General features: G+C 71.7%; 24 protein-coding genes. 13 read left to right on the forward strand and 11 right to left on the reverse strand.

Features of this window, described 5'->3' with window-relative positions:
* Window positions 1–12: 12 nt before the first annotated feature.
* A complete protein-coding gene (locus ETD85_RS13720; RefSeq protein ID WP_138690062.1) occupies window positions 13–294 on the reverse strand; it encodes a sulfurtransferase TusA family protein in 282 nt (93 codons plus the stop codon).
* Window positions 295–337: 43 nt separating this feature from the next.
* Window positions 338–1,351 (reverse strand): LacI family DNA-binding transcriptional regulator, encoded by a 1,014-nt coding sequence (locus ETD85_RS13725; RefSeq protein ID WP_138690063.1) that lies wholly within the window; start codon window positions 1,349–1,351, stop codon window positions 338–340.
* Window positions 1,352–1,462: 111 nt separating this feature from the next.
* On the opposite strand from ETD85_RS13725, the gene ETD85_RS13730 reads away from it, so the two are divergent.
* The 6 genes from ETD85_RS13730 to ETD85_RS13755 all read left to right on the forward strand — a co-directional run bounded on the left by ETD85_RS13730 (window position 1,463) and on the right by ETD85_RS13755 (window position 12,529).
* Window positions 1,463–2,734, forward strand: a complete 1,272-nt coding sequence (locus ETD85_RS13730) for an ABC transporter substrate-binding protein (protein WP_138690064.1) — start codon at window positions 1,463–1,465, stop codon at window positions 2,732–2,734.
* Window positions 2,731–3,645 carry a carbohydrate ABC transporter permease gene (locus ETD85_RS13735; RefSeq protein WP_138690065.1) on the forward strand — a complete coding sequence of 305 codons (915 nt, stop codon included), beginning with the start codon at window positions 2,731–2,733 and terminating at the stop codon, window positions 3,643–3,645. The genes ETD85_RS13730 and ETD85_RS13735 overlap by 4 nt, the downstream gene beginning before the upstream one ends.
* Window positions 3,642–4,406 (forward strand): carbohydrate ABC transporter permease, encoded by a 765-nt coding sequence (locus ETD85_RS13740; protein ID WP_138690066.1) that lies wholly within the window; start codon window positions 3,642–3,644, stop codon window positions 4,404–4,406. The genes ETD85_RS13735 and ETD85_RS13740 overlap by 4 nt, the downstream gene beginning before the upstream one ends.
* Window positions 4,399–6,231 (forward strand): glycoside hydrolase family 127 protein, encoded by a 1,833-nt coding sequence (locus tag ETD85_RS13745; protein ID WP_138690067.1) that lies wholly within the window; start codon window positions 4,399–4,401, stop codon window positions 6,229–6,231. The genes ETD85_RS13740 and ETD85_RS13745 overlap by 8 nt, the downstream gene beginning before the upstream one ends.
* A 36-nt stretch (window positions 6,232–6,267) precedes the next feature.
* Complete coding sequence (locus tag ETD85_RS13750) at window positions 6,268–10,242, forward strand: Ig-like domain-containing protein (protein ID WP_206058289.1); 3,975 nt, start codon at window positions 6,268–6,270, stop codon at window positions 10,240–10,242.
* A 160-nt stretch (window positions 10,243–10,402) separates the two neighbouring features.
* The gene (locus ETD85_RS13755; protein ID WP_138690069.1) at window positions 10,403–12,529 is read left to right on the forward strand and encodes a sensor histidine kinase; all 2,127 of its coding nucleotides are present in this window, start codon (window positions 10,403–10,405) and stop codon (window positions 12,527–12,529) included.
* Window positions 12,530–12,599: 70 nt separating this feature from the next.
* On the opposite strand, the gene ETD85_RS13760 is transcribed toward ETD85_RS13755, so the two are convergent.
* Window positions 12,600–13,421 carry an isocitrate lyase/PEP mutase family protein gene (locus ETD85_RS13760; RefSeq protein WP_138690070.1) on the reverse strand — a complete coding sequence of 274 codons (822 nt, stop codon included), beginning with the start codon at window positions 13,419–13,421 and terminating at the stop codon, window positions 12,600–12,602.
* Window positions 13,422–13,543: 122 nt separating this feature from the next.
* On the opposite strand from ETD85_RS13760, the gene ETD85_RS13765 reads away from it, so the two are divergent.
* A complete protein-coding gene (locus ETD85_RS13765; protein ID WP_138690071.1) occupies window positions 13,544–14,239 on the forward strand; it encodes a CTP synthase C-terminal region-related (seleno)protein in 696 nt (231 codons plus the stop codon).
* Window positions 14,236–15,216 carry a LysR family transcriptional regulator gene (locus ETD85_RS13770; RefSeq protein WP_138690072.1) on the forward strand — a complete coding sequence of 327 codons (981 nt, stop codon included), beginning with the start codon at window positions 14,236–14,238 and terminating at the stop codon, window positions 15,214–15,216. The genes ETD85_RS13765 and ETD85_RS13770 overlap by 4 nt, the downstream gene beginning before the upstream one ends.
* On the opposite strand, the gene ETD85_RS13775 is transcribed toward ETD85_RS13770, so the two are convergent.
* Both ETD85_RS13775 and ETD85_RS13780 read right to left on the reverse strand, forming a co-directional pair.
* On the reverse strand, window positions 15,195–16,805 hold the full coding sequence (locus tag ETD85_RS13775; protein WP_138690073.1) for a cellulase family glycosylhydrolase: 1,611 nt from the start codon (window positions 16,803–16,805) through the stop codon (window positions 15,195–15,197). The genes ETD85_RS13770 and ETD85_RS13775 overlap by 22 nt on opposite strands.
* Window positions 16,806–17,011: 206 nt before the next feature.
* Window positions 17,012–17,674 (reverse strand): TetR/AcrR family transcriptional regulator, encoded by a 663-nt coding sequence (locus ETD85_RS13780; RefSeq protein ID WP_138690074.1) that lies wholly within the window; start codon window positions 17,672–17,674, stop codon window positions 17,012–17,014.
* 125 nt (window positions 17,675–17,799) lie between these two features.
* Between ETD85_RS13780 and ETD85_RS13785 the strand changes: the two genes are divergently transcribed.
* The 3 genes from ETD85_RS13785 to ETD85_RS13795 are packed head-to-tail and all read left to right on the forward strand — an operon-like array spanning window position 17,800 to window position 21,568.
* Window positions 17,800–18,306 carry a 2Fe-2S iron-sulfur cluster-binding protein gene (locus tag ETD85_RS13785; protein ID WP_206058294.1) on the forward strand — a complete coding sequence of 169 codons (507 nt, stop codon included), beginning with the start codon at window positions 17,800–17,802 and terminating at the stop codon, window positions 18,304–18,306.
* Window positions 18,303–19,298 (forward strand): FAD binding domain-containing protein, encoded by a 996-nt coding sequence (locus tag ETD85_RS13790; protein ID WP_138690076.1) that lies wholly within the window; start codon window positions 18,303–18,305, stop codon window positions 19,296–19,298. Before ETD85_RS13785 ends, ETD85_RS13790 begins: the two co-directional genes overlap by 4 nt.
* The gene (locus ETD85_RS13795; protein WP_138690077.1) at window positions 19,295–21,568 is read left to right on the forward strand and encodes a xanthine dehydrogenase family protein molybdopterin-binding subunit; all 2,274 of its coding nucleotides are present in this window, start codon (window positions 19,295–19,297) and stop codon (window positions 21,566–21,568) included. Before ETD85_RS13790 ends, ETD85_RS13795 begins: the two co-directional genes overlap by 4 nt.
* Here ETD85_RS13795 and ETD85_RS13800 read toward each other — a convergent pair.
* A complete protein-coding gene (locus ETD85_RS13800) occupies window positions 21,540–22,094 on the reverse strand; it encodes a TetR/AcrR family transcriptional regulator (protein ID WP_138690078.1) in 555 nt (184 codons plus the stop codon). The genes ETD85_RS13795 and ETD85_RS13800 overlap by 29 nt on opposite strands.
* A gap of 80 nt (window positions 22,095–22,174) precedes the next feature.
* On the opposite strand from ETD85_RS13800, the gene ETD85_RS13805 reads away from it, so the two are divergent.
* Entirely contained in the window at window positions 22,175–22,633 is a 459-nt protein-coding gene (locus ETD85_RS13805) for a nuclear transport factor 2 family protein (protein WP_138690079.1), read from the forward strand.
* 12 nt (window positions 22,634–22,645) lie between these two features.
* Here the strand turns inward: ETD85_RS13805 and ETD85_RS13810 are convergent, their stop codons facing one another.
* The 4 genes from ETD85_RS13810 to ETD85_RS13825 form a co-directional block, all read right to left on the reverse strand.
* Window positions 22,646–23,938, reverse strand: a complete 1,293-nt coding sequence (locus tag ETD85_RS13810; protein ID WP_138690080.1) for an ArsB/NhaD family transporter — start codon at window positions 23,936–23,938, stop codon at window positions 22,646–22,648.
* A gap of 52 nt (window positions 23,939–23,990) precedes the next feature.
* Window positions 23,991–24,482, reverse strand: a complete 492-nt coding sequence (locus ETD85_RS13815; RefSeq protein ID WP_138690081.1) for a hypothetical protein — start codon at window positions 24,480–24,482, stop codon at window positions 23,991–23,993.
* Window positions 24,483–24,602: 120 nt separating this feature from the next.
* Complete coding sequence (locus ETD85_RS13820; RefSeq protein ID WP_138690082.1) at window positions 24,603–25,604, reverse strand: DUF8094 domain-containing protein; 1,002 nt, start codon at window positions 25,602–25,604, stop codon at window positions 24,603–24,605.
* 100 nt (window positions 25,605–25,704) lie between these two features.
* Window positions 25,705–26,046 (reverse strand): hypothetical protein, encoded by a 342-nt coding sequence (locus ETD85_RS13825; RefSeq protein ID WP_138690083.1) that lies wholly within the window; start codon window positions 26,044–26,046, stop codon window positions 25,705–25,707.
* Between ETD85_RS13825 and ETD85_RS63065 the strand changes: the two genes are divergently transcribed.
* Window positions 26,033–26,200, forward strand: coding sequence for a hypothetical protein (locus ETD85_RS63065; protein WP_170246656.1), 168 nt, complete (start codon window positions 26,033–26,035; stop codon window positions 26,198–26,200). The genes ETD85_RS13825 and ETD85_RS63065 overlap by 14 nt on opposite strands.
* 181 nt (window positions 26,201–26,381) lie before the next feature.
* On the opposite strand, the gene ETD85_RS13830 is transcribed toward ETD85_RS63065, so the two are convergent.
* Window positions 26,382–26,738, reverse strand: a complete 357-nt coding sequence (locus ETD85_RS13830; RefSeq protein ID WP_138690084.1) for a hypothetical protein — start codon at window positions 26,736–26,738, stop codon at window positions 26,382–26,384.
* Between the last annotated feature and the right edge of the window lie 5 nt (window positions 26,739–26,743).

Here is a 26,743-nt window from a genome sequence, read left to right on the forward strand (position 1 = left end):
GCTGTTAACCGCTTAAGCCACGTGCCACGGCCTGGACTCCTGCGTCTCCTGGACGGGCGCGTCACCCGGGTCCGCCACGCGCAGCGCGTACGTGGCCCGCTCCGCACCTTCGACCGGGCCCAGGTAGGTGTGCCCGGTCAGGTGGCACCACGCGGGCAGGTCCACGGGGGCGGCCGGATCGGAGGCGATCAGGTGGATCACGGCGCCAGGCCCGGCCTGGCGCACCTGAGCGCGCAGCTCGATGAGCAGTTGCACGCACAGCTTGTCGCCGCCGTCCACAACGAGATCAGGCATGCGTATAGGAAACCACTCCCCGGGACCCGCGCGTGCCCGAGTGTCAGGAGATGCCGGGCGGAGAGGTGGAGTCCCTGATGACGAGCTGGCAGGGCATCTTGTGCACGCCGGGCGTGGCCTTGCCGTCGATGGCCGCGAACAGGTGCTGGGCGGCGGTCCTGCCGAGCAGCTCCAGGTTCATGTCCACGGTCGTCAGCGCGGGCCGGGTCTCGGTGGACAGCACCTCCCAGTTGTCGTAGCCCACCACCGCGATGTCGTCGGGCACCCGCCGCCCGCGCTCCCTGGCCGCCTCCACGAACCCGGCCGCGATCTGGTCGCTGCCGCAGAAGACCGCGTCGATCTCGGGCTCGGCCATCAGCAGCATCTCGGCCGCGTGCCGCCCCCACCGCTGCGACCACGCGCCGGACAGCGTCTGCCCGGCCTGCGGCAGGCCCGCCTCGCCGAGCGCGGAGCGCAGCCCCTCCTCGCGATCGCGGGCCGCCTTGTAGTGCGTGGGGCCCGTGACGTGCGCGATCCTGCGGCGGCCCATGGCCAGCAGGTGGTTGACGGCCATGGCCGCGGCGCCCACGTCGTCGGGCACGAACGACACGTCGGACGAGTCCTCCGACGGGCCGTAGGCGTAGACGACGGGGATCGGCAGGTCCTTGCTCACCGACGGGCGCGGGTTGGTGCTCTCGCCCACCACGATCAGCCCGTCCACCCGGCGTGACAGCAGGGCCCGCAGGTGGTGCTGCTCCCGGATCGCGTCGCCCCGCGCGTCGCAGAGCAGCACGGCCATCTCGCCCGCGCCGAACGCGTCCTCCGCGCCGAGCAGCACCGGGATACCGAAGCGGCCGACGCTGTCGGAGGTGAGCAGCCCGACCGTGCGCGTCTGTCCGGACAGCAGCCCCCTGGCCAGGGCGTTCGGCTGGAAGGAGAGCTCCGCCGCGGCGGCGAGCACGCGCTCGCGCGTCGCCGGGCGCACGTCCTGGCGCCCGTTCAGCGCCTTGGACGCCGTGGCGATCGATACCCCCGCCAGCGAGGCCACATCGTTGATGGTCGCCCGCTTACTCGCCATGTTTCGAAACCCTTTTCGGTCATTTGTGAACTGCATAGCACCCTAGCACCCATTGACATGGACTCTTGTTTCTTCTACGTTTCCGAAAACCTTTAAGTCCAGGAGCACATCATGAGACAAAGGCTGGCCGGGATCTCCCTACTCGGTGTGTTAGCGCTCACAGCGGCGGCCTGCGGCAGCGGCGGCGGCAGCGGGGGCGAGACGCAGCCGGCGAGCGGTCCCGTGACGATCACCATGTGGACCCGCGCGGCCACCCAGACGCAGAGCGAGCGGCTGGTCCAGGCCTACAACAGCAGTCACAAGAACCAGGTCAAGCTCACCGTCATCCCGACCGACAACTACCAGCCGCGCATCGCCGCGGCGGCCGGCGCCAAGCAGCTCCCCGACGTGTTCGCGGCCGACGTCATCTTTGTCCCGAACTACACCTCCCAGGGTCTGTTCATGGACGTCAGCGACCGGATCGCGGCGCTGCCGTACAAGGACAAGCTCGCACCCTCGCACATGAAGCTGGGCACGCTCGACGGCCGGCAGTACACCCTCCCGCACACGCTGGACCTGTCGGTCTGGTTCTGGAACAAGGACCTCTACACCAAGGCCGGCCTGGACCCCGAGAAGGGGCCGAAGACGCTGAAGGAGTTCGCCGAGCAGGCCACCACGATCCAGGAGAAGCTCGGCAAGGACGGCAAGGTGCACGGCACCTTCTTCGGCGGCAACTGCGGCGGCTGCTACGTCTTCACCTTCTGGCCGTCGGTCTGGGCCGCGGGCGCGCAGGTCATGAACGCCGAAGGCACCACCTCGCTCAACGACCAGGCCGCGATGACCGACGTGTTCAAGATCTACCGCGACCTGTACGAGAAGAAGGCCACGGGCCCGACGGCCAAGGAGGAGCAGGGCCCGACCTGGACCGGCTTCTTCCCCAAGGGCGAGATCGGCGTCATGCCGATGCCCTCCACCACCCTCGGCCTGATGCCCAAGGACATGAAGATCGGCGTCACCCCGATCGCCGGCCCCGACGGCGGCGAGTCGACCTTCGTCGGCGGCGACTCCGTCGGCATCTCGGCCACCTCCAAGAACGCGGACGCGGCCTGGGAGTTCCTGTCCTGGACCGTCTCCGACGACGCCCAGGTGGAGGTCATGGCCAAGAACAAGGACGTGCTCGCGCGCACCGACCTGTCCAACAACAAGTACTCCGCGGAGGACCCGCGCGTGGTCCTGATCAACTCGCTGGTGGCCAAGGGCCAGACGCCGTACGCGCTGCGCTTCGGACAGACCTTCAACGACCCGCAGGGCCCGTGGCTGCGCCTGGCCCGCGAGGCCGTCTTCGGTGACGCCGCGAAGGTTCCCCAGCTCAACGCCGAAATCACGAAGTCACTGCAGCAATGACCCTGACGATCACGCGATCCGGGCGGCGGCCGGCGCACTCCGCGCCGTCCGCCCGGTGGCGGAGCAGAAAGGTCCAGGGCTGGTTGTACGCGGCCCCGACGGCCGTCATCGTGGGCGTGCTGTTCATCGCGCCCCTGGTGCTGGTCGGCTGGATGTCGCTGAACCGCTGGCCGCTGCTCGGCCCGGCCGCCTTCAACGCCCCCGCCAACTATCTCAAGATCGCTGACAACCCGCTCTTCATCGACGCGGTCCTGTTCACGCTCAAGTACACCGCCATCACCACCGTCCTGCTGTCCGGCGTCGCGCTCGGCCTGGCCCTGCTGGTGCAGGATCGCGGCCGGGGCATCGGCTTCTTCAGGACCGCGTTCTTCCTGCCCGGCGCCGTCGGCTTCGCCGCCGCCGGGCTGCTGTTCTACGGGATGCTGAACAACGACTTCGGCCCCATCGACCCCATGCTGCAGTCGCTGGGCATCACCAGCGAGCCGGTCAAGTGGATCGGCACGCCGAACATGGCGCTGTTCTCCACGATCACGCTGGTGCTCTGGCGCTTCGCCGGCTTCAACATGCTCATCCTGCTGACCGGCCTGCAGGCGATACCGACCGAGGTGTACGAGGCGGCCAAGAGCGACGGCGCGAACCGCTGGCAGATCTTCACCAAGATCACGCTGCCGCTGCTGCGCCCGACGCTGGCGCTGATGCTCATCCTCAGCGTCACGGGCTCGCTGCTGGCCTTCGACCAGTTCTTCGTCTTCACCAACGGCGGCCCGGACAACAGCACGGTCTCGATGGTCATGGTCGTCTACCGTGACGCGTTCTTCCGCTTCGACCTCGGCGGCGCGGCGGCGCTCTCGGTCGTGCTGCTCGTGGCCCTCGTCGGGCTCAACACGCTGATGATGCGGAGGCTGCGGTGAAGCGTTACGTCACGCTTTCTGCCCTGGCGGTGCTGTTCCTGTTCCCGCTGGTGTGGAGCGGTTACGCCTCGCTGGAGGAGCCGTCCAACTACCTGGAGATGGCCAGTTTCGGCGAGGGCGTCGGCACGTACGCGACCAACAGCGTGCTGGTGTCGGCGATGACGGTGGCGGGCACGCTGATCGTCTCCGCGCTCGGCGGCTACGGCTTCGCCCGCTTCGACTTCCCGGGCAAGAACCTGCTGTTCCTGGCCACGCTGGCGATCCTCATGGTGCCGTACGCGACGATCCTGATCCCGCTCTACGTCCTGCTGGGCTACCTCGGCCTGCAGAACTCCCTGCTCGGGCTGTCGCTGGTGTTCGTGATGTTCCAGCTCCCGTTCGCGCTGTTCATGATGCGCAACGCGTTCGAGGCGATCCCGCGCGAGCTGGAGGAGGCCGCGCTGGTCGACGGGTGCGGCACGTTCCGGGCGTTCTCCAGGATCCTGCTGCACGCGGTGCGGCCCGCGCTGATCACGGTGGGGCTGTTCGCGTTCCTCGCCTCGTGGAACGACTTCTTCGCGCCGCTCATCCTGCTCAACGACGGTGCCTCGTTCACCCTGCCGGTCGCCGTGGTCAGCATGACGCAGCACACGTTCGGGGCGATCGACTACGGCATGCTCCAGTCCGGCGTCATGGTCATGGCCATCCCCTGTCTCATCCTCTTCATCGTGTTGCAGCGCCACTACGTGCGCGGATTCATGTCAGGAGCTCTGCGTGGCTAATCCTGTCCTGCCCTCATCGGGCGTCCTGTCCCCCCTCGGCCTCGACGCGGTACGCCTCTCACCCGGTTTCTGGGGCGACCGGATGGCGCTCAACCACGAGGTCACGATCGCCCACTGCCAGGAGTGGGAAGAGCGAGAAGGCTGGATCGGCAACTTCCGGGGCGAGCGGCCACGGAGGGGACGGGAGTTCAGCGACTCGGAGATCTACAAGCTGCTGGAGGCCATGGCCTGGGCCGGTCACCCGGGGCTGACCCCGCTGGCCGAGACCGTGGCCAAGGCCCAGGAGGGCGACGGCTACCTCAACACCCGCTGGTCCGGCAGCCGCTACACCGACTTCGAGTGGGGGCACGAGCTCTACTGCTACGGCCACCTCATCCAGGCCGGGGTCGCCCGGCTGCGCATGCACGGCGAGGACGTGCTCACCCAGGTCGCGGTCAAGGCCGCCGACCACGTCTGCCGCCGGTTCATGGAGGGCACCGAGACCTGCGGGCACCCCGTGGTCGAGATGGCCCTCGTCGAGCTCTACCGCGTCACCGGGACCGAGCGCTACCTGGAGATGGCCCGCCGCTTCGTCGAGAGGCGCGGCCTGCCCGCGCTCGCCGACATCCCCTTCGGCCGCGCCTACTACCAGGACGACTTGCCGGTCAGGCAGGCGCAGGTGTTCCGCGGGCACGCGGTGCGCGCGCTCTACCTGGCCTCCGGCGTCGTGGACGTGGCGGTCGAGACCGGCGACGAGGAGCTGCTGAAGGCGGTCGAGTCCCAGTGGGAGCGGACCGTGGCCCGGCGTACCCACCTGACCGGCGGCATGGGCTCGAGGCATGCCGACGAGTCGTACGGCGAGGACTACGAGCTGCCGCCGGACCGGGCCTACAACGAGACCTGCGCGAGCATCGCCTCCATCATGCTCGCGCACCGGCTGCTGCTGGCCACCGGCGACGTCCGGTACGCCGACCTGACCGAGCGCACCCTCTACAACATGCTGGCCACGGGGGTGGCGCTGGACGGACGCTCGTTCTTCTACGCCAACCCGCTGCAGGTACGCGTGCCCGCGGTGCCGCTCGACGGCGTCAACCACGCCGCGGAGGGCGGCCTGCGCTCGCCCTGGTTCGACGTGTCCTGCTGCCCGAACAACATCGCCCGCACGCTCGCCTCCCTGCCCGCCTACGTGGCCGCCGCGACGGGGGACGGGATCCTCATCCACCACTTCACGCCCTCCCAGCTGCGCCACCAGGGCCTCGCGGTGCGGGTGGAGACCGGTTACCCGTGGACCGGCTCGGTCAGCGTGCGCGTGCTGGCCGACGGGGAGGGCCGCATCGGCCTGCGCGTCCCCGCCTGGGCCACGGACGCGACGCTGGCGCACGTTCCGGTCTCATCCCCGGACGCGCCGCTGCCCGACGGCCCCGTCATCCGGCCGGTGAGCCCCGGCTACGCGCACGTCGACGGGCCGTGGCGGGCCGGTGACGAGATCCGGCTGGAGCTGCCGATGAGGCCGCGGTGGACGTTCCCCGACCGGCGCATCGACGCGCTGCGCAGCACCGCCGCGGTCGAGCGCGGGCCGCTCGTCTACTGCGCGGAGTCGGTGGCCGAGGAGCCGCCGCTCGGCGCGGTGACCGCGCGGGTCGAGCCGCCGGTGGAGCGCGAGGTGGACGGCGTCGTCGTGCTGGAGGTGCCGGCCTCGATCGGCGCCGAGCCCGACGGCGGGTGGCCGTACGCGTCCGTCGAAGCGGACCGCGAGGACGGCACGGACGCCACGCTGCGGCTCGTCCCCTATCACCGCTGGGGCAACCGCGGCCCCGCGACCATGCGTGTCTGGATACCGATCTAGGAGACGTACGTGCGTAAACCGCTGTTGTGCTTAGCCGTGTTAGCGCTCACAGCCTCCCTGGCCGTGACGCCTTCGTACGCGGCGCAGGACGACCTCGGCCTGCCGGTGTTCACCGGCGCCGATCCGGTGCCCGCCGAGCCCGTCGGATACCACCCGCGCCGGATGATGGCGGAGATCTACCGGAAGGAGAAGGGCGGCGACTCGTACTGGATCGACCGCATGCTGGCCAGGCCGGGCGACGACCCGGCGGGCACGTGGCTGATGTCGCGCGGGCGGGCGCTGTTCATGAAGGAGCACGACCCGTCGGTCATCGGGTTCGGCGGGAGCGTGGCCTACTGGGAGAGCATCGACAACAGGGACGCGTACGAGATCTCGCTCGGCACCGCGCTCACCGAGGACGTCTCCAAGCGGCTGCAGATGCCCAGCCACTGGACCGGCCGCTATGCGGGCGGCGGCCTCGCGGTCGGGGTGAAGAAGTTCATCACCCACGAGAACACGGCCGTGACGATCCTGGAGATCACCAACACGGGGTCGTCCGCCGCGGCCGTGCCGATCACCGTGACCTCGCCGTACGCGAGGACGGCCGACGGGGACCGCGAGCTGACCGGCGTGGTGGCCGCCAAGAACAAGCTGACCACGCTCTTCCCCCGGCTCAGCGGCGACGGGCTGAAGGTCGCGGAAGGCGCGCTGAAGGGCTCGGTGACGGTCCAGCCGGGCCGGACCGTGCGGGCCAAGGTGCAGATGGGCTTCGTCACCGAGGAGCTGGCGGGCTCGCGCCCCGAGTACGACGGCTACAAGGGACGCTCGCCCGAGCAGGCGCTGCGGCGGCAGCTGCAGGACTACAACGCCTGGTGGGCCGCGAACCTGCCCTACGTCGACGTGCCGGACGAGAACATCAAGAAGTTCGTGTACTACCGCTGGTGGCTCATGCGCTTCAACTTCCTGGACGCCGACATCCCGGGCAACGACTACCAGTTCCCCACCTCGGTGGAGGGGGCATTGGGCTACAACAACGCGATCGTGCTGACCGTGCCGATGTTCGTGCAGGACCTGAAGTACCTGCGCGACCCGATCTACTCGTACGGGCCGTGGGTGTCGGCGGGGGAGGTGTCGCGCAACTCGAAGTACACCGACAACCCGGGCGACCCGGAGAACTGGTCGAACAGCTACACCCAGTACATCTCGGCCGCGGCCCTGGAGAGCTACCAGATCCACGGCGGCCAGCCGTCGATCCTGCGCAACCTGGCCCGCTACGCGGAGAAGGACGTGTACGGGCAGCTGGCCGCCTACGACTCGAACGGCAACGGCGTCATCGAGTACGACTGGGAGGCGATGACCGGCAACGACGCCGACGCGGTGTCGTTCCACTACTACGACCGGGCCAACGAGCGGCTCGAAGGCGCCTACGTCTACGCCAACGCGGCCGCGGCGGCGCAGGCGTACGAGCTGGCGGGTGACGCGGCCAAGGCCGCCGAGCTGCGCGGCGTGGCGGACAAGGTGAAGAACGGCATACTCACCCTGCTCTGGGACGAGCAGAACAAGCTGTTCAAGCACCGCGACCTCCAGACGGGCAACCTGATCCCCTGGAAGGAGTCGAACAACTACATCCCGTACGCCACCGGCCTGGTGCCGGCGGACGACCCGAAGTACCGGGAGGCGCTGCGCCTCTGGGCCGACCCGGCTGAATATCCGATATTTCCGGCCTACACCGCCAACCAGAAGGACAAGGCAGAGGCCGCGGCGGCCGGCCAGCCCGGCTCGAACAACTTCTCGCAGATCAACTCGACCAGGAACTTCGCGCTGTTCTCCAAGGCGCTGCGCCAGTACGCCTCGCCGTACATCACCGCCGAGCAGTACAAGCAGCTCCTGTACTGGAACGCCTGGTCGCAGTTCGTCGGCGGCGACACCCGCTATCCCGACGCCAACGAGTTCTGGGCCAACTGGAACCCGGCGACCAAGACCATCGACTACCGCTCCTGGATCCACCACACGATCCTGGGCAGCAGCAACTGGACGGTGATCGAGGACGTCATGGGCCTGCGCCCGCGCTCGGACGGCAAGGTCGAGCTGTGGCCGGTGGACATCGGCTGGGACCACTTCAGCGTCAACGGCGTCGACTACCGGGGCGACGACCTGACCATCGTCTGGGACAAGCCGGGCGACGGGACCAGGCACTACGCCGGGGTGCCCGAGGGCTACTCGATCCTGATCGACGGCAAGCGCAGGGTCACCCTGTCCGGGCTGGCGCACGCCGTCTGGGACCCGGCGACGGGCAGGGTCGAGGGCGGTCAGGTCGTGCACGCGGAGGCGGCCAGGTCGCTGAAGGCGCCCGCCGAGGTGAAGCTGAGCGGCGACCGCGTCGAGGACCTCTTCCAGAAGGCCGGGGTCGATCTCCGCTCCACCCGCCAGAACCTGGTCTCCGCCGCCACCGCCTCCCACGGCGACGCGGCGGGCGCGGCCGACGGGTTCACGATCAACGAGCCGTACTGGGGGAGCAAGGGGTCGGGCAAGCCGCAGGACTGGCTGGAGGTGGATCTCGGCTCGGCCCGGCCGGTGGACCGGCTCAACCTGTACTTCTACAACGACCGCAAGGCGGCCGGATACAGCGAGCCCGCGTTCTACTCGGTGCAGTATCTCGACGGCGGCGCCTGGAAGGACGTGCCCGGGCAGGCCAGGGAGCCGGTCTATCCCCGGGCGAACCTCAACGAGGTGCGCTTCCCGGCCGTCACCGCGCAGAAGCTGCGGGTGCTGGTCACCCACCGGCCCGGCTACGCGACGGGGCTGAAGGAGGTCCAGGCGTACTCGACCGGGGCCAGGCCGCCGTCCGCGGCCAACCGGGCACCGTACGTGCTGGCCGTGCCCGACCCCGCGTTCAGCCGCCCGGGGCAGGCGCGCGTCGACGCCGTGGTCAAGGACGACGGGCTGCCGTCGGGCCGGCTCACCACCCAGTGGGCCAAGGTGGACGGGCCGGGCGAGGCGTTCTTCACCGATCCGACCGGCACGAGCACGGTGGTCGCGTTCAGCGAGCCGGGGACGTACCGGCTGCGGCTGACCGCCTCGGACGGCGCGCGCAGCACCGCCGCCACCGTGTCCGTCACCGCGGGCGCCCAGGGCGAGCAGGCGAACGTGGCGCCCTACGCCACGGCCACCGCCTCCTACACCTCGCCGTGGGAGAAGGTCACCGCCGTCAACGACGGCATCGACCCGCCGCGCTCGAACGACGGCGCCAACCCGCGCTGGGGCACCTGGCCGCAGCAGGGCACGCAGTGGGTCCAGCTCGACTGGGCCGCTCCCGTGCGGGTCAACAAGGCCGACGTGTACTTCTTCGACGACGGGGGCGGCGTCCGCGTCCCCGCGTCGTGGAAGATCCAGCAGTGGGACGGCGACTCGTTCGAGGACGTCGGCGGCGTCGCCGATTACCCGAAGGCGGTGGACGCCTACAACACCGTCTCGTTCGACACCGTCACGACCTCGAAGCTGCGGATCCAGCTGGAGTCCGGCGGGGCGTCGGTCGGGCTGCTGGAGTGGAAGGCGTACGCGGTGCCGCCGGACTCGGTGCGTCCCGTGCACGTTCCCACCCTGGCCGGCACGCTGCCCAAGCTGCCCGCCACCGTCGAGACCCGCTACGCGGACGGCACCCGGGGCGCGGCCGCCGTGACCTGGCAGCAGGTGACCGCGGACCAGGTCGCGACCGGCGGCACCAGCTTCACCGTCGCCGGGCTCGCCGAAGGCGTCCGCACGCCTGCCCAGGCGACCGTGTACGTCCGGACCACCGCGGCCGTGACCATCACCTCGATCGCCGAGGAGCCGGTCACGACGCGGGCCGGGGTCGCCCCCTCGCTGCCGGGGACGGTCGTGGCGACGTACAACGACGGGTCCAAGGACAGCGCGGTGCCGGTCACGTGGGACGCGGTCAGTCCTGATCAGTACGCGCGGCCCGGTACGTTCTCGGTGAGCGGGCACGTAACGGGCACGACCGTCGTGGCCAGGGCCACGGTCACCGTCGAGTGACGCGGAAGCCCCTTGCCCCCGGTCTCGTCGCCGGGGCAGGGGGCTTTTCGCCGGTGCGGCGGTAACGTCCCGGACACGATGAACGGATTTATCCCGATAGACGGGTCATAATCCTCTTCATCGGGAGGCGTGCCGGGGGCGGAGAGGCGGAGAGAGCACGATGGCTGGATTCGCCGAGAACGCCGGAACCGTCGGAAACGCCGGGAACGCCGGGAACCGCAAACTATCAGGGAAACTGTCGCCCGCGCGGATCACCTCCGTGCTCATGGCGGTGGTCTCACCGATCCTGGGCCTGGCCGCGATCCTGATCTGGGCCGGGCTGCCCGCCGAATGGACCCCCGACAGGACGGTGACCCCCCAGTCCGCCGTCATCTTCACCTTCCCCGCGGTCGGCGCGTTCCTCATCCACCACCGGCCCCGGCTCAACATGGCCTGGCTCATGTGCGTGGGCGGGCTGGCCGCGGGCGTCAGCGACCTGGCCGGCGCGCTGATGTTCCGCGCCGCCGCCGACGGGGAGCTCGCGCTCGCGGGGTGGATGCGGACGCCGTCCCATCTCGGGTGGGCGGTATGCGGCCTGACGCTGACGATGCTGCTGCCGCTGTACTCGCCGGACGGCCGCCTGCCCTCCCGCCGCTGGCGGCCTGCCCTGCTGCTGGGCTGCGCCGCGATCACGGCCGGGGCGGTGAACTACCTGTTCAGGGTGCCTCCTCCCCGCGAGGGGTACCCATACCCGGAGGTCATCCCCAACCCGCTGCAGATCACGGCGATGGCGCCGTACATGCAGGTCCTGTCGACCATCAGCTGGGTGGGCATCTACACCGCGATGGCGCTGGCCGCGCTGTCCATGGCGGTGCGGATGCGGCGGGCCGACCCGGTCGGGCGGCGGCAGATCGGCTGGCCGCTGTTCGCCTTCTCCGGGTACATCGTGTTCCTGGTCGCGGCCTCGATCTGGCCCGGTCTGCTGTGGCCGGCCATCGCCTGGGCTGCCGCCATCCCGTTCGCGGTGGCGTTCTCCGTGATGCGTTACCGGCTCTACGGGATCGACACCGTGATCAGCCGGGCGTTCGTGGCGGCCGGCGTGGTCGTCGTGGTCAGCGCCGTCTACTTCGGCGCCGGCACCCTGTCCAGCCTGCTGGTCTCCGGCTACGACCAGGTCGCGGGCGTGGCCGCCGCGCTGTTCGCCGGAGCGTTCTTCCAGCCGCTGCGGCGCGCGTTGCAGCGGGCCGTGGACCGCCTCCTGTACGGGGCCGTCGGCGACCCCGGCGTCCTCGCCGAGCGCCTGACCCAGGCGGTCCGCCGCGGCGACCCGGCCAAGGCGCTGACCTCGGTCGTGAGCGTGCTGCGCGACGGGCTGGCGGTCGAGGGCGTGGCGGTCGAGGTGGCCGACGGCGAGCCCCGCTACGTCGAGAACGGCCGCGTGGGCGCCGAGCCGCGCGAGGTGCCGCTGATCTGGCACGGCGAGCGGGTCGGCCGACTGCTCGTCGGGGCCCCCGGCCCGCGCCGCTTCCCCGCCGCGCACAACGAGCGGGTGCTGGCCACCCTCACGCCGTACGCGGCCGACGTGGCGCACGCGGTGCGGATGGCCGCCGACCTGCAGCGCTCCAGGGAACGCATCCTTACCACCAGGGAGGAAGAACGCCGCCGCCTGCGCAGGGACCTGCACGACGGGCTCGGCCAGACCCTGTCGGCCATGGCGATGACGATCAACATGGCCCGCATCAGGCTGAAGAACTCGCCCGAGACGGCCGACGCGCTGCTGCGCGAGCTGCACGCGGGCATGAGCACCGTCACGGGGGACATCCGCGAGCTCGTGTACGGCCTGCGCCCGCCCGCGCTCGACGACCTCGGCCTCGCCCGTGCCGTCCGCGAGCTGGCCGGCCAGTCGTCACCGGACACGGAGGTCCAGGTGGAGGTGGAGGGCAGCCTGTCGGAGCTGCCCGCGGCCGTCGAGGTGGCGGTCTACCGGATCGTCCAGGAGGCGCTCACCAACATCCGGCGGCACGCCGCCGCCTCCTCCGCCAGGATCGTCGTCCAGCGGGAGCGGTCGGTGCTGCGCGTGCTCGTCGCCGACGACGGCAAGGGGCTGCCCGAGGCGCACCGCCCCGGCGTGGGCCTCGGGTCGATGCGCGAGCGGGCGGCGGAGCTGGGCGGGATCTGCGTGGTGAGCGGCGAGCCGGGAGCGGGCACCCGGGTCGAGGTCATGCTCCCCCTCCTGACCGCCCTCCCCGCGGACACCGCGACCGCCGACCTGTCGGACCGCTGGGACGCCGAGCCGGTGGACCGCTGAGGAAGCCCCCTGGCCCGCCGGGTCCGCCCGGTCCTTCCGCGTCGCCGGTCGCCGGGGATGGCCGGCGGGGTCAGGGGCGGGCCAGCAGGGCGTTGAGCTCGGCGTAGTCGATCGCGCCCGCCACCGAGTCATACGTGCCCGCGCCGAGTAGCTCGGCCGTCGCGCGCCGGGCCACGGCGTAGGCCGCCTGCGCGACGGAGGACCCCAGGCTGACCCGCGCGACCCCCGCCCCGGCCAGGGCCGCCACGTCGGGGGCGCCCGGTCCGGCGAGGATGTTCACCGGCGCCCGAACCTTGCCCACGACCGCCGCGATCGACGCCAGATCGGTGAGCCCCGGCACGAAAACCCCGTCCGCGCCCGCCTCCACGTAGGCGGCGGCCCGGTCCAGCGTCTCCCCGAGATCTCCCGAGCCGCCGAGATGGACGTCGATCCGCGCGTTGACGAACAGCGAGATCCCGCTCTCGTCCGCCGCCGCACGGGCCGCGGCCAGCCGGGCGACCTGGTCGGCCACGGTCCGCAGCGGAGCGGGCCCGCCACGGTCGGCGTCCTCCAGGTTGACCCCGACGGCCCCGGCGCCGAGCACGCCGCGCACGGTTGCGGCGACCCCTTCGGGATCGCCGGCGTACCCGCTCTCGACGTCCGCGCTCACCGGCGCGTCCACGGCCGCCACCACGCGGGCGACCAGCGCGAGGGCGGCCTCCCGGCCGAGCAGGTCGCCGTCCGGCGAGCCCAGGCTCCAGGCCACCCCGGCGCTCGTGGTGGCGATCGCGGCCGCCCCGGCGTGCTCGGCGACGCGCGCGCTGGCGGCGTCCCAGGCGTTGGGAAGCAGCAGGGGCCGGCCCGGCACGTGCATCGAACGGAACTGCAGGGCTTTGTCCTGGTGTGTGGTCATGAAGGCATCCCACCAGGCGCGCCCCTTGCCTGGCTGGCCGTATTCGGACATGAGCGATCGCTCATGCCGGTGGAGCGGTCAGGCATTGGCGCTCGGGTCCGGGCCGCCCGCATAGTGGGCGCATGAACCGTTCGCTGAACGTCGCGGTGGTCGGCGACTACGACAAGGCGTTCGCGCCGCACGTGGCCACGGACGACGCGCTGCGGCACGCCGCCGAGCACCTGGGCGTCGGGGTGGAGATCCGGTGGCTGGCCACCGAGCCGCTCGAAGCCGACCTGTCCGGCGTACGCGCCGCCGACGTGCTGTGGTGCGCGCCGGGCAGCCCGTACCGGAGCCTGACCGGCGCGCTCGCTGCCCTCCGGCACGGCCGGGAGCAGGGCGTCCCCACCCTGGGGACGTGCGGCGGCTGCCAGCACATGGTGATCGAGTACGCCCGGCACGTGCTCGGGTTCGAGGACGCCCGGCACGCCGAGTACGACCCGTACGCGTCGAACCTGTTCATCTCGGAGCTGTCCTGCTCGCTCGCGGGCAGGACCATGCCCGTCGCCCTCACTCCCGGCTCCCGGGCGGCCACCCTGTACGGCCGGACCCAGACCGAGGAGCGGTACTACTGCAACTTCGGCATCGAGCCCGCCCACCAGCGCACCCTGCACGAGGGCGGCCTGCTCGTGACCGGCGTGGACGCCGACGGGGAGGCCAGGGTGCTGGAGCTGCCCGGCCACCCGTTCTACCTGGCCACGCTGTACGTCCCGCAGGCGCGATCGGCGCCCGGCCGCCCGCACCCGCTGGTCGTGGGCTTGCTGCGCGCGGCGCTATGACGTTCACCCAGCTCAGGATCCTGCACGCGGTGGCGCGGGCGGGGAACATGACGCGGGCCGCCGAGGAACTGGCCACCTCGCAGTCGGCGGTCAGCCACGCGTTGCGGGCGCTGGAGAGCGAGCTCGGGCTCACGCTGCTCGTCAGGGGCAACCACGGGGTGCGCCTGACCGCCGCCGGGCAGGCCGTGTACCGGCGTGCGGTTCTCATCCTGGCCCAGGTGGAGGCGCTGGAGCAGGAGGTGGCCGAGGCGCGCGGGGAGCGGGCCGGGAGCCTGCGGATCGGTGCCATCCCCAGCGCCAACGCCCGGCTGCTGCCGCGGATCCTGCGGGCGTTCGGTGCGGCGCATCCGCGGGTGCGGCTCACCGTGATCGAGGGCTCGGACGATGAGGTCCTCGAATGGCTCACCACCGGCGCCGTCGACCTCGCCACCGTGACCGCCCCGCCGGTCGGCCTGGGGTTGGTGGCCTTGCCGCTGGCCAGGGACCGGATGCTGGGCGTCGTGCCCAGCGGACACGATCTGGCCGTCCATCCGGCCGTGCCGATCACGGAGCTGGCCCGCCATCCGTTCATCATGTCGACGGGTGGCTGCGAGCCGCTGATCGCGGCGCTGGCGCGGGCGGCCGGGGTGAGCCTGCGCTGCCACTACCGGGTCCGCGACACCGGCAGCATCCTGGCCATGGTCGCGGAAGGGCTCGGCGTGAGCGTCATGCCGGAGCTGTCGTTGCCCGCCCACCACGCGGGTGTCGCCGCGATCCCGCTGGACCCGGTGGCGGAGCGGGCCGTCCTGCTCGCCCTGCCCGCGGATCCGCTCCCCGCCGCCACCCTCTTCGCCGACCTGGCCACCAAGCTGACCGCCGCCCCGGCCACCGAGGCGACCGGCCCCTTGGCCACCGAGGCGACCGCCGCCCCGGCCACCGGGGTGGTCGGGGCTGCGGCCGGCGAAGAGAGCGCGGGTCAGGAGGCGGCGCAGGTGTAGGAGCCGGCGGTGGCCGTGTCGCCGCTCGGCCGGCCGGCCTGGAAGCCGAAGCCCGCCGAGGCGCCCGACGCGAGCGTGCCGTTGTAGCCCAGGCTCCGCGCCGTCACCGTCTGCCCGCTGGTGGTCAGCGTGGCGTTCCACGAGCCGGTGATCGTGTGCCCGGCGGGCAGGGTGAAGGTGACCGTCCACCCCGTGGTCGCCGACGAGCCGGTGTTGGTGACGGTGACCGGCTGCACGACGTAGCCGCCGCTCCACTGGTTCTGCACGGTGCCGGCGGCCGTGCAGCCGCCGCCCCCGCCGCCGCCCGACGTGGTGGTGAAGGTGGTGGTGGCCGAGTTGCCCGACAGGTTGTTCGCGCCGTCGCGGGCGCGGACGTAGACCTGGTACTGGGTGGAGGCGCTCAGCCCGGTGAGCGTGATGGAGTTGGTGGTGCTCTGGCCGAGCAGCGGGTCGGTGGCACCCTGCTCGCGGTAGACGTTGTAGCCGGCCAGTCCTGACCCGCCGGAGTCGGTGGAGGCCGACCAGGTCAGCGTGGCGCCGGACGAGGTCACGCCGGCGGCCGACGGCGTGCCGGGGGTGGTGGGCGCGGTGGTGTCGGTGCTTCCGCCGCCGAAGAACGTCGCCTCGCGCGAGGTCTGCGCGATGCCGTTGGCGCCGTTGAAGATCCGCTGCCCCCACGACGTCAGGCTGGCGGCGTTGAAGTTGGTGACCATGTCGAGATATTCGACGCCGCCGCCGTTGCCGCTCCACGACCAGCCGATGTACCCGACGCCCCGGGACTGCGCCTGGGCCATGATCGTGTCCTCGTCGGGGTTCCCGTCGGAGTGGTTGTGGCCGAACTCCCCGATCACCAGCGGCAGCCCGGCCGTCTGGAACGCGCCGAGGTAGGCGGTGATCTCCGCGGCCGTGTCGAAGACCCCGTACATGTGGATGGAGAAGACCGTGTTGCGCTGCGTGTCCGCGTTGAACACCGCCTGGGCGTTGTCGCGCATGGTGAACTGCCAGTCCTGGCCCCAGTTGGGCGCGTCCACCATGAGCAGGTGCTGGAAGCCCAGGCCGCGCATCCGGCTGATCGCGCTCGTCGTCGCGCTGGTCCAGGCGGAGACCGAGTTGTTGCCGTACGGCTCGTTGCCGATGTTGATGACGATGAAGTCCTCGGTGCCGGTGAGCGCGCTCCTGACGCTGCTCCAGTAGGTGACCGCCTGATCGAGCGTGTACGCCCCGCTCTGCTCGCCGTATCCGGTGGTGTCGTGGTTTTCGAGCACGCATATTAACCGGTTCTGCCGGCAGAGCGAGACGACGTTGGCCACGTCCGAGGCGCCGTTGGCCGGCCACCTGCCGCCGCTGAGCACCACGCGCACCGTGTTGGCGCGCAGGGACTTGATGGCGGAGAAGGAGCCGGTCTGGCTGGTGTACCAGGTGTGCGCGTGGCTGACGCCGCGCATGACGAACGCGTTCCCGTTGGCTTCCACGATCCTGGTGCCGCTGACGCGGAGCCCGACCGCGGCGTGCGCGGGCGCGGCCGCGATGAGCATCGGGACGAGGAGCGACAGGAGCGCCGCCGCCACCAACCCGAGTCGCTTTCTCATGGCATGACCTTCCTGAAACGAGGCGATTAACCGGTTATGCACACCGGCATGCTCTTCGGATTCGGGCGGCGTGTACAGAGGGGCGCGAGTGGCTGCGAGCGCGCCGGGCCCCGGGCGGGCCGGGCTGGTCCGGGTTCACGTGGGAAGACGCCTGCCGCGCGGCGGGTCGCGCGGGTGCGGGTCAGGTCATGATCGGGGTGAAAGTTTCACTCCTGCGGCGGCCGGATCGCGGGCAGGCCGGCGGCGAGCGCCCTGAGCGTGCGTACGAGCGTGGGCAGGAACTGCGGGCAGGCGGCGGCGAGGTCGGGGTCCTGGGCGTAGACCTCGGCGAGCGCCGCGGACGGGTGGGCGATCGGGTAGAGCAGGGCGGCCAGGCCGGTCGCGGCGGTGACCAGCTCGTGGCCCTCGGCCTCGGTCAGCTCCGTGGCCCGTGCGACCTGCGTGCCCACCCCGGCCAGCACCTCGTGGATGCCGCGCTTGAACGTGCGGGCCGCCTCGACCGACACGTTGTGCTCCAGGCTGGTCGTCGTGTTGCTGAGCAGGTCGCAGAACAGTTGCCGGTCGGCGAGCGTCTCGGACAGGGCCAGCACCACCTCGTCCGTGCCGGTGCGGCCGCGCAGGCGAGCGCTCGTCGCCTCCCCCCACTGCTGCCACTCCTCGGCCGCGAGGATGAGGTAGATCTCCTCGCGAGTGCCGAAATAGCGCACGATGTTGGACTTCGCCAGCCCGACGGCGTCGGCGACCGCGCCGAGGCTGACGTTGCGCACGCCGGAGGTGAGGGCGAGCTCACGGGCGGCGGCGAGGATCGCCTCGCGCCGCTGCTGCTTGTGCTCCGGCCTTCTGGCCCGGACAAATGCCGACCGAGTCATGTCGCCCCAGCATACCGGCGAAGGATAACGAAACACCGTTCTCTTGTTAAGGGAACGCTGTTCTGTTAGCGTCGCCCACGAGAGATGGAATCCGCTGGGGAGGAAAGCGCGTGACCGAGATACGGATGCGGGTGAACGGCGTCGTCGAGTCTCTCGACGTCGAGCCGTGGGTCAGCCTGCTCGACGCCCTGCGCGACCGCCTCGGGCTGATGGGTCCGAAGAAGGGCTGCGACCAGGGTGCCTGCGGCGCGTGCACGGTGATCGCCGGAGGCGTGCGGATCAACGCCTGCCTGGCCCTGGCCGTCCAGTACGCGGGCAAGGAGATCACCACGATCGAGGGGATCGCGCAGGACGGGGACCTGCACCCCCTGCAGGCGGCGTTCGTCCGCCATGACGGGTTCCAGTGCGGCTACTGCACCTCGGGCCAGATCTGCTCGGCGGTCGCCATGCTGGCCGAGCACGCCGCCGGCATGCCCAGCGCCGTGACCGGGCACCCGAGGGACGCTGCCGCCGCCGCCGAGCTGAGCGACGAGGAGATCAGGGAGCGGATGAGCGGAAACCTGTGCCGCTGCGGCGCCTACAACGGCATCGTCGACGCCATCAAGGACGTCGCGGGGCAGGAGGCACGATGAGGCCGTTCGCGTACGTCAAGCCCGCCGACGTCGGCGAGGCCGTCCGCGCGGTGGCCACCGAGCCGGGCGCGAAGTTCCTCGGCGGCGGCACCAACCTGGTCGACCTGATGCGCGAGGGCATCGAGTGCCCCGACACCGTCGTGGACGTCGGCGACCTGCCGCTCACCGGCGTGGACGAGCTGCCCGGCGGCGGCCTGCGGATCGGCGCGCTGGTGCGCAACAGCGTCCTGGCCGCCGACCGGCGCGTGCGCACCCGCTACCCGCTGCTGTCGCAGGCCATCCTGGCCGGCGCCTCGGCCCAGCTGCGCAACATGGCCACCGTCGGCGGCAACCTGCTGCAGCGCACCCGCTGCCCCTACTTCTACGACCAGGCGGCGGCCTGCAACAAGCGCGAGCCGGGCGGCGGCTGCGACGCGCTCGGCGGGTTCAACCGCTCGCACGCCATCCTGGGCGTGAGCGACAGCTGCATCGCCACGCATCCCTCCGACATGTGCGTGGCGCTGGCCGCCCTGGACGCCGTCGTCGAGGTGGAGAGCGTACGCGGCACGCGGCGGATCCCGCTGGCCGACTTCCACCGGCTGCCGGGCGACACCCCCGAGATCGAGACCACGCTGGCCGCCGACGAGCTGGTCACGGCGGTCGAGCTGCCGCCCGAGCCGGCGGGGGCCAATTCCCGCTACCGCAAGGTGCGCGACCGCGCGTCGTACGCGTTCGCCCTGGTCTCGGTGGCGGCGGTGCTGGAGGTGCGCGACGGCGTCGTGACGCGGGCCCGCCTGGCGCTGGGCGGCGTCGCGGCCAAGCCGTGGCGGGCGGTGGAGGCGGAGCGGATCCTGACCGGCGGGCCCGCGACAGAGGAGTCCTTCGATGAGGCGGCGCGGGCCGAGCTGGCGCCGGCGGCCGTCCGGCCGGGCAACGCGTTCAAGGTCCGGCTGGCGCGCACCACGATCGTGGCCACGCTGCGCGAGCTGAACGGCGGAGGGGAGACGGCATGACCACCAAGTACGCCGAGACCGAGCAGCAGACCGGCGCCAAGTACGTCGGCCGGCCGGTCGACCGGCTCGACGGCCGGGCCAAGACCACGGGCGAGGCCCGCTTCGCGGCCGAGCACCGCTATCCGGGGCTCGCCCACGCCGCGCTGGTCCACGCCACGATCGCCAGGGGCCGCATCACCGGGGTGGACACGGAGGCGGCCAGAGCCGTGCCCGGCGTGATCGAGGTGCTCACCCACGAGAACGCCCCCGCGATGAAGCCGGCGCCCGCCGTCAGCCTGCTCAACCTGAGCTCGCTGGCCAGCGGGACGTCGGTCAACTACCTGGCCACGGACGAGGTCCACTGGAACGGCCAGCCGGTGGCGGTCACGGTCGCCGAGACCCCGGAGGCCGCGCGGCACGCCGCGAGCCTGGTGCGGCTGACGTACGAGGAACTGCCCGCCGCGGTCGACTTCGCGGCCGAGGAGCCGAACGCCGCCCCGCAGAAGGGCAACGCGCTGCAGCCGGGCGGGGCCGCGAAGGGAGACGCGGAGGCGGCGCTGGCCGCCGCGCCGGTGTCGGTGGACCTGCGCTTCACCACGCCGCCCTACCACCACAACGCGATCGAGCCGCACGCCACGACCGCCGTGTGGGACGGCGACCGGCTGACCGTGCACGAGGGCACGCAGAGCATCGCCTGGCTGCGCAAGCACCTCGCCCTGCGCTTCGGCGTGCCCGAGCAGGGGATCAGGGTGCTGGCCCCCTTCGTGGGCGGCGGGTTCGGCGGTAAGGGGTCGGTCTGGGCGGGCACGCTGCTCACCGTGCTGGCCGCCCGGGCGACCGCCCGGCCGGTACGCCTGGCGCTCACCCGCGAGGGCGTCTACCACACGGTCGGAGGCCGGACCCCGTCCACGCAGCGGGTCGCGCTCGGCGCGGACGCCGACGGGCGGATGTCGGCGCTGATCCACACCAGCGTGGCCAGGACGGGCCGGATCGGCGGCAACCCCGAGCAGATCACCTCCGCCTCCGGCCACCTCTACGACGCCCGGAACATCCTGCTGCGCCAGAGCCTCGTCCAGCTCGACCTGCTCGCCAACACCGCCATGCGGGCCCCTGGGGAGTCGATCGGCACGTTCGCCCTGGAGTCGGCCGTGGACGAGCTGGCCTGCGAGCTCGGCATCGACCCGATCGAGCTGCGGATGCGCAACGAGCCCGCGCGCAACCCGCTGGACGGCAAGCGGTTCGCGCACCGGATGCTGCGCGAGACGTACGCGGTGGGGGCCGAGCGGTTCGGCTGGCGGGAGCGCGATCCGCGGCCGGGGTCCATGCGGGACGGGCGCTGGCTGGTCGGCATGGGCGTGGCCACGGCGTACCACCCGTCGTGGCAGATGCCTGCCGACGTCACCGTGCGGCTGGGCGCGGACGGCGGGCTCGTGGTGCGCTGCGCCATGCAGGAGATGGGCATGGGCGCGGCCACCGCGCAGGCGCAGATCGCCGCGGACGAGATGGGCGTGCCCCTGGAGTCCGTACGCGTGGAGTACGGCGACTCCGAGCTGCCGACCGCCCCCGGGGCGGGTGGCTCCATGCAGACCGCCAGCGTGGCCGCGAGCCTGGTGGAGGCCACGCGCAAGCTGAAGCAGTCGGTGCACGCCCTGGCGCGGCGCTCGCCGGCATCGCCGCTGCGCGGGCTGCGACCGGCGGACCTCGAAGCCCGTGACGGCGGGCTCTACCAGGGCGGGCGCGGCGAGACGTACGCGGAGATCCTGACCCGCGCCGGTCGCGGCCACCTGGAGGCGTCGGCGGGCACGGGCATGATCAGGTTCCTGGCGAAGACGCTGCGCGACCGCAGGCGCTGGGTGAAGGCGGCGTGCGGCGCCCAGTTCTGCGAGGTTCGGGTGGACCGCGACACCGGCGAGGTGCGCGTCTCGCGCTGGCTGGGCGTGTTCGACGTCGGCCGGGTGATCAACGCCAAGACGGCGGCGGGCCAGCTGCGCGGCGGCATCGTGATGGGCATCGGCATGGCGCTGTCGGAGGAGACCCTGATCGACCACCGCACCGGCCGGATCGTGAACCCGAGCCTGGCCGAGTACCACGTGCCGGTGCACGCCGACATCCCCCGCATCGACGTGCACTACCTGGACGAGCCGGACCCCACCATGCCGCTGGGGCTGATCGGGGTGGGCGAGGTGAGCATCACGGGCGCCGCGGCGGCGGTGGCGAACGCCGTGCGGCACGCCACGGGCCGGCGGATCCTCGACCTGCCGATCACGCTGGACAAGCTGCTGCCCGACTGAGCGCGGCGGCCCGACCGGCCGCCCGCGCCGCCGCGGCCCCCTCTTCCGGGCTGACCATGGCGGTGACCGTGGCCCCGTCGACCAGGACGAGCAACTGCCCGGCCAGGTCGTCGGGGTCGCGGGCGTCCACGGCCAGCTCGCGCAGGAAGTCGCGCAGGCGCTGCTTGTGCCGCCGGACGACCTCCCTGACGGCCTCCGACGACGGGCCCAGCTCGGCGTAGGCGTTGACGAACCCGCAGCCGCGGAAGTCGTCCTCGCCGAACCACCGCTCCAGCCACTCGAACACGGCCGCGATCCGCTCCTGCGGCTCGGCGGCGCCGACGTGGCGGGTGAGTGACGACATCCACCGCTCGTCGCGCCGCGCCAAATACGCTACGACCAGCGCCTCCTTCGAGGGGAAGCACTGGTAGAGCCGCTTGAGCGACAGGCCGGACGCGGCCCTGACCTCGTCCATGCCCACCGCCTGCACGCCGCGCCGGTAGAAGAGGTCTCCCGCGGCGTCCAGGAGCCGCTCGGCGTGTTCCATGGCCCCTCGCTTGCTCGGAGAACGGTCGTTCTCTAGGCTATCGGGGAGAACGCTCGTTCTCCACCCGCCGAGGAGTCGCCATGTCTCGCCCGCCCGTCCCGCCGTTCACCGAGGAGAGCGCCCGCGTCAAGGTCCAGGCCGCCGAGGACGCCTGGAACACGCGCGACCCCGACCGCGTCGCGCTCGCGTACACGGAGGACACGGTCTGGCGCAACCGCGGCGAGTTCCTGACCGGGCGCGAGGAGATCACGGAGTTCCTGCGCCGCAAGTGGGCGAGGGAGCTGGACTACGCGCTGCGCAAGGAGCTCTGGGGCGTGCTGGGCGACCGGATCGCGGTGCGCTTCCAGTACGAGTCCCGCGACGCCTCCGGGCAGTGGTGGCGCAGCTACGGCAACGAGCAGTGGGAGTTCGACGCGTCGGGGCTGATGCGGCGCAGGGAGGCGAGCATCAACGACGTGCCCATCACGGAGGCCGAGCGGCGGATCTTCGGCTCGCGCGGCGACGACGAGCGCGGCGTGGACGTCCTGCCGGTCAGATGAGATGGCTGCCGGTCAGATGAGGTAACGCAGCCACAGGTACGGCGTGGCCAGCGCCACGGTCACGAACGTGACCACCAGCCCGTACCTGGTGAACTGCCAGAAGCTGATGGGCGTGCCGTTGCGGGCCGCGATGCCGATGACCACCACGTTGGCCGCCGCCCCCACGGCCGTGGCGTTCCCGCCCAGGTCGGCTCCGAGGGCGAGGGCCCACCACAGCACCCGCGCGTGCTCGTCGCCGCCGGTCACCTGGACGAGGTCGGCGACGATGGGGCTCATGGTGGCGACGTACGGGATGTTGTCCACCACGGCCGACAGCCCGGCCGAGCCCCACAGCAGCAGCATCGTGGTCAGCGCGAGCCGGCCCTGGGTCGCGTGCGCCACGGTCTCGGAGATCTGCCGGATCACCCCGGTCTCCACCAGCGCCCCGACCATGACGAACAGGCCCGCGAAGAACACCAGCGTGGGCCACTCGACCTCGGCGATGGCCTCCTCGGTCGTCACCTTGGTCGCCGCCACCAGCACGCCGGCCCCCAGCAGCGCCACGACCGAGGGCTCGTAGTGCAGGATCGGGTGCAGCACGAACGCCGCCATCACCAGCGCCAGCACCACCAGCGACTGCCGCAGCAGCCGGTGGTCGGCGATGGCCTCCCGCTCGTTCAGCGTCATGATCTCCGCGGCCCGCTCGGGGTCGTACCTGAACGACGCGCGGAACAGCCATCGGCACAGCCCGACGAACACCGCCACCAGCACCACGATCAGCGGCGCCAGGTGCGCGAGGAAGTCGTTGAAGGTCAGGCCGCCGCGGCTGGCGATGATGATGTTCGGCGGGTCGCCGATCAGGGTGGAGGTGCCGCCGATGTTCGACGCCATCGCCTCCGCGATCAGGTATGGCGCCACCGGCAGCTCCAGCCGCTCGCACACCAGGAACGTGACGGGCGCGATCAGCAGCACGGTGGTCACGTTGTCGAGCAGCGCCGAGGCGGAGGCCGTGATGACGATCAGCAGCGCCATGAGCCGGAACGGCCGGCCCTTGGCCCGCTTGGCGGCCCAGATGGCGAGGTACTCGAAGACGCCGGTCTGTTTCAGCACGCCAACGATGATCATCATGCCGAGCAGCAGGAAGATCACGTTCCAGTCGATGCCGGAGTGCTCGTCGAAGAACGCCGGACCCGCGCCGGTGGCGTGGATCAGCAGCATGATCCCCGCGCCGCCGAGCGCCGCCGCGACCCGGTGCACCTTCTCGGTGGCGATCAGCGTGTACGACAGGAGGAAGACGGCCACCGCCGCCCACGCCGTCACCGTCACGCCCTCATCTAATCAGCGGGCGACGGCTCCGATCAGTGGGGGCCGGGCCGCGCTACTCCGGCAGGCGGATCCAGCGCGGGTCGCCGTAGGTCTGCTGGACGCCCTCGCCCGGCACGTAGTCGGGCGCGGTGCAGAGCACGATCTGCCCGCACACCTCCAGATAGCGGACCAGGCCCGCCGACACCGACACCACGGCCTGGATCCCGCCCTGCCCCGAGGTCTCCAGCAGCCGCTCGCCGACCAGCCGCACCACGTCGTTCAGGCCGAACTCGGCCGGCAGCAGCGCGGCCACGTCCTGAACGAACTCCTCGGTGACGGTCGCGCGGAACGTGCCGGAGCCCGCCTGGCCGGAGCCGTCGCAGGTGCCGCAGCCGTCCGCGTCGACCGTCCCCGACCCGAGGCACGTCGTGCACTGGCCGGACTCCTCGGCGTGCCGGGTGGCGATGTCGCGGTCGTCGAGGGGGAGGCCGCAGGAGCAGGCGTAGGAGTCGAGAACGCCGTCGGGGGCGCTGATCCATTCGACGGTGATGACGTGATCGCTCATGAAGAATTCCGCGCCCCTCGCGCTTCACTGCCAGGTGGGTGCTCGATCGCTCGGCGGTGGCCCGGGACCCACCTTAGCCGCGGGGGTCCGCCGGGATCAGGCGATCGGCCGCCCGGGAGCTCAGGATCCGGTGGCGGTGAAGACGGCCGAGAGCCGCACCGGGACCCGGACCTTGCCCGATCGGGGCACGATGGCGAGGTAGGTGGCGCCCGACGTCAGCACGGCCTTGCGGGTGTAACGCTTGCCGTGACTCGTCGCGGCGGCCGGCCGATCGGTGAAGTTCAGCTCGCCCGCGCCGGGGCGGGCGGTGAAGGTCAGCCTGTTCCTGGTGCCGTACCAGACCAGGGCGCCGCCGGCGGCGGTTTTGAGGGCGAAGAGCTCCTGTGTGCCTTTGGTCGCGACCTTCACGTTCCACTGGCCGCGCATCTGCTGCTGGAGACGGACGTAGTTGGCGGCGTTCTCCCGGGGCTTGGCATCGGCCGTGAACAACCGGCGGGCCCGGGGGTCCTTGCCGAAAGTGGACTCCATGCGCATGTGTGCCTGGACGATCTGCCGAGGGGAGGCGGGCAACCCGCTCCTGCCGTCCGGGGCGAGCACGGTGGCCAGACCGTTCCCGTCGCGGGCGGGGGCCGGGATCCGGGGCTTGGCGGTGGTCTCCGACCAGGCGACCTGCCGCCAGCCGCCGGGCGTCTGCTGGAAGATCACCTGGGTCCAGCCCTTGCCGCCCTTGCGGGAGAACTCGGCCATGAACCACGGCGGATCGGCGGCCCCCTTCGCGGGGATCGCGAAACGGGGTTTCACGATGGTCGCGTGCGAGGTCTCGATGGGATCGCCGAGCGCCTTGGTGACGCGGCTGTCCGCCTCGGTGAGCTCCGAGGCCAGGCCGGCGTGCGTGCCCGAGTAGTCCGTGCCGCCGTCGCGCTGGGCCTTCTTCACCTCGCCGTCCCACGTGGTGAGGAGCTTCCTGGCCTCCGCGACGGTCACCACCCCGGCCGGTCTCGCGGCGGGCGAGGGGCGGCCGGCGGCGGCGAACTGGCCACCGCCTCCAGCGGCGTTGCAGGCCGGGAGCACGGTCAGGGACAGTCCTGTCGCGAGCATGAGTGATGGCCGACGGATGGTCATGATGGTCTCCGGGATGCCGATTGCCATGGTGTACGTGGCCGTCGACATCCCGGGTTCATCCCATACCGGACAGGTCCTACCGGCTTGCCGGACGCCCGGGTCAGCAGTCCGTACGCGTGAGTACGACGTCGCGCCGCACGTCGCCGTGCGACGGCAGCCGGGCCTCGAACGCCGACGGCCGGTGCCCTTCGGCCGTGACGGTGACCTCGGCCCTGCGCGGCCCGCCCGCGAGCCACTGCTCGTACCGGCCGCCGGCGTCGGTGGCGGGGGTCCACGACTCGTGACCGCGCTCGACGGTCAACGCCGCGCCCGGCAGCGGGGTCAGCTCGCCGGCACAGGACTTCGAGCTGACCTGGCCGGACAGCCTGGCCCAATGCCGGGGCGCCCGCGCACTGAGGGTCACGCCGAGCGACGGCGCCGGGTAGGGCGTGTCCTCGTTCACGGTCAGCCGCGCCTCGTACGTCCCCGGCAGGGCGAGCTCGCGCGCGTCCAGGGTGAGCGTGATCCGGGCGCTGCGGCCGGGCGCGAGCGTGCCGCGCGACGGGTCCGCGCTCAGCCAGGGCGAGTCGGTGCCCGCCTGGTCGCAGGCGTCGTAGCCGGGCAGCAGCTCGATCGGATTCGACGGGCCCCGCGACGCCGTCGAGCAGCCTGACCGACGGCACGCGCCGGATTCAAGGCCCTGTCAAGGCGGGATCCCGTCATGTCGTGAATGCGACACGGCGGCGGCGGTCGCGCTCAGAAGCGCCGCTCGAACTCGGCGAACCAGGCCAGGTACCACTAGGGGAAGGGCCCGACGGGCATCAGCCCGCGGTCGGTCTCGCGGTCGTCGAGCCAGACCTCTCCCCGCGCGGGGCCGGTGATCACCAGCCGGTAGACGATGCCGCAGCCGTATTCGGCGATGACCAGGGAGCCGGTGACCCGGCGCGGGTCGTAGTAGTCCTCGTCCTGGTACGGGTTCCAGTGGCCGGTGTGCGGGAAGGGGAGCGGCAGGCCGTCAGGGACCACCCAGTCCTCGGCCTCCGTCAGGACCGGCCCGAGCCGGTAGCGGTGCCACGACGCGCCGAACCTGCGGCACTCCGGGTCCTGTCTCGCCAGATCCGCCATCCGGGCGCGGATGTGATCGGCATCCCACATGGACA

The organism is Nonomuraea zeae (genome assembly GCF_005889725.1).
GTDB lineage: Bacteria > Actinomycetota > Actinomycetes > Streptosporangiales > Streptosporangiaceae > Nonomuraea > Nonomuraea zeae.

What these genes read in the sequence shown, in the direction of transcription:
- ETD85_RS13720 (WP_138690062.1), bottom strand. Translation starts at nt 294, where the DNA reads ATGCCTGATCTCGTTGTGGACGGCGGCGACAAGCTGTGCGTGCAACTG.
- ETD85_RS13725 (WP_138690063.1), bottom strand. Translation starts at nt 1,351, where the DNA reads ATGGCGAGTAAGCGGGCGACCATCAACGATGTGGCCTCGCTGGCGGGG.
- ETD85_RS13730 (WP_138690064.1), top strand. Translation starts at nt 1,463, where the DNA reads ATGAGACAAAGGCTGGCCGGGATCTCCCTACTCGGTGTGTTAGCGCTC.
- ETD85_RS13735 (WP_138690065.1), top strand. Translation starts at nt 2,731, where the DNA reads ATGACCCTGACGATCACGCGATCCGGGCGGCGGCCGGCGCACTCCGCG.
- ETD85_RS13755 (WP_138690069.1), top strand. Translation starts at nt 10,403, where the DNA reads ATGGCTGGATTCGCCGAGAACGCCGGAACCGTCGGAAACGCCGGGAAC.
- ETD85_RS13760 (WP_138690070.1), bottom strand. Translation starts at nt 13,421, where the DNA reads ATGACCACACACCAGGACAAAGCCCTGCAGTTCCGTTCGATGCACGTG.
- ETD85_RS13765 (WP_138690071.1), top strand. Translation starts at nt 13,544, where the DNA reads ATGAACCGTTCGCTGAACGTCGCGGTGGTCGGCGACTACGACAAGGCG.
- ETD85_RS13770 (WP_138690072.1), top strand. Translation starts at nt 14,236, where the DNA reads ATGACGTTCACCCAGCTCAGGATCCTGCACGCGGTGGCGCGGGCGGGG.
- ETD85_RS13775 (WP_138690073.1), bottom strand. Translation starts at nt 16,805, where the DNA reads ATGAGAAAGCGACTCGGGTTGGTGGCGGCGGCGCTCCTGTCGCTCCTC.
- ETD85_RS13780 (WP_138690074.1), bottom strand. Translation starts at nt 17,674, where the DNA reads ATGACTCGGTCGGCATTTGTCCGGGCCAGAAGGCCGGAGCACAAGCAG.
- ETD85_RS13785 (WP_206058294.1), top strand. Translation starts at nt 17,800, where the DNA reads ATGCGGGTGAACGGCGTCGTCGAGTCTCTCGACGTCGAGCCGTGGGTC.
- ETD85_RS13790 (WP_138690076.1), top strand. Translation starts at nt 18,303, where the DNA reads ATGAGGCCGTTCGCGTACGTCAAGCCCGCCGACGTCGGCGAGGCCGTC.
- ETD85_RS13795 (WP_138690077.1), top strand. Translation starts at nt 19,295, where the DNA reads ATGACCACCAAGTACGCCGAGACCGAGCAGCAGACCGGCGCCAAGTAC.
- ETD85_RS13800 (WP_138690078.1), bottom strand. Translation starts at nt 22,094, where the DNA reads ATGGAACACGCCGAGCGGCTCCTGGACGCCGCGGGAGACCTCTTCTAC.
- ETD85_RS13805 (WP_138690079.1), top strand. Translation starts at nt 22,175, where the DNA reads ATGTCTCGCCCGCCCGTCCCGCCGTTCACCGAGGAGAGCGCCCGCGTC.
- ETD85_RS13815 (WP_138690081.1), bottom strand. Translation starts at nt 24,482, where the DNA reads ATGAGCGATCACGTCATCACCGTCGAATGGATCAGCGCCCCCGACGGC.
- ETD85_RS13820 (WP_138690082.1), bottom strand. Translation starts at nt 25,604, where the DNA reads ATGACCATCCGTCGGCCATCACTCATGCTCGCGACAGGACTGTCCCTG.
- ETD85_RS13830 (WP_138690084.1), bottom strand. Translation starts at nt 26,738, where the DNA reads ATGTGGGATGCCGATCACATCCGCGCCCGGATGGCGGATCTGGCGAGA.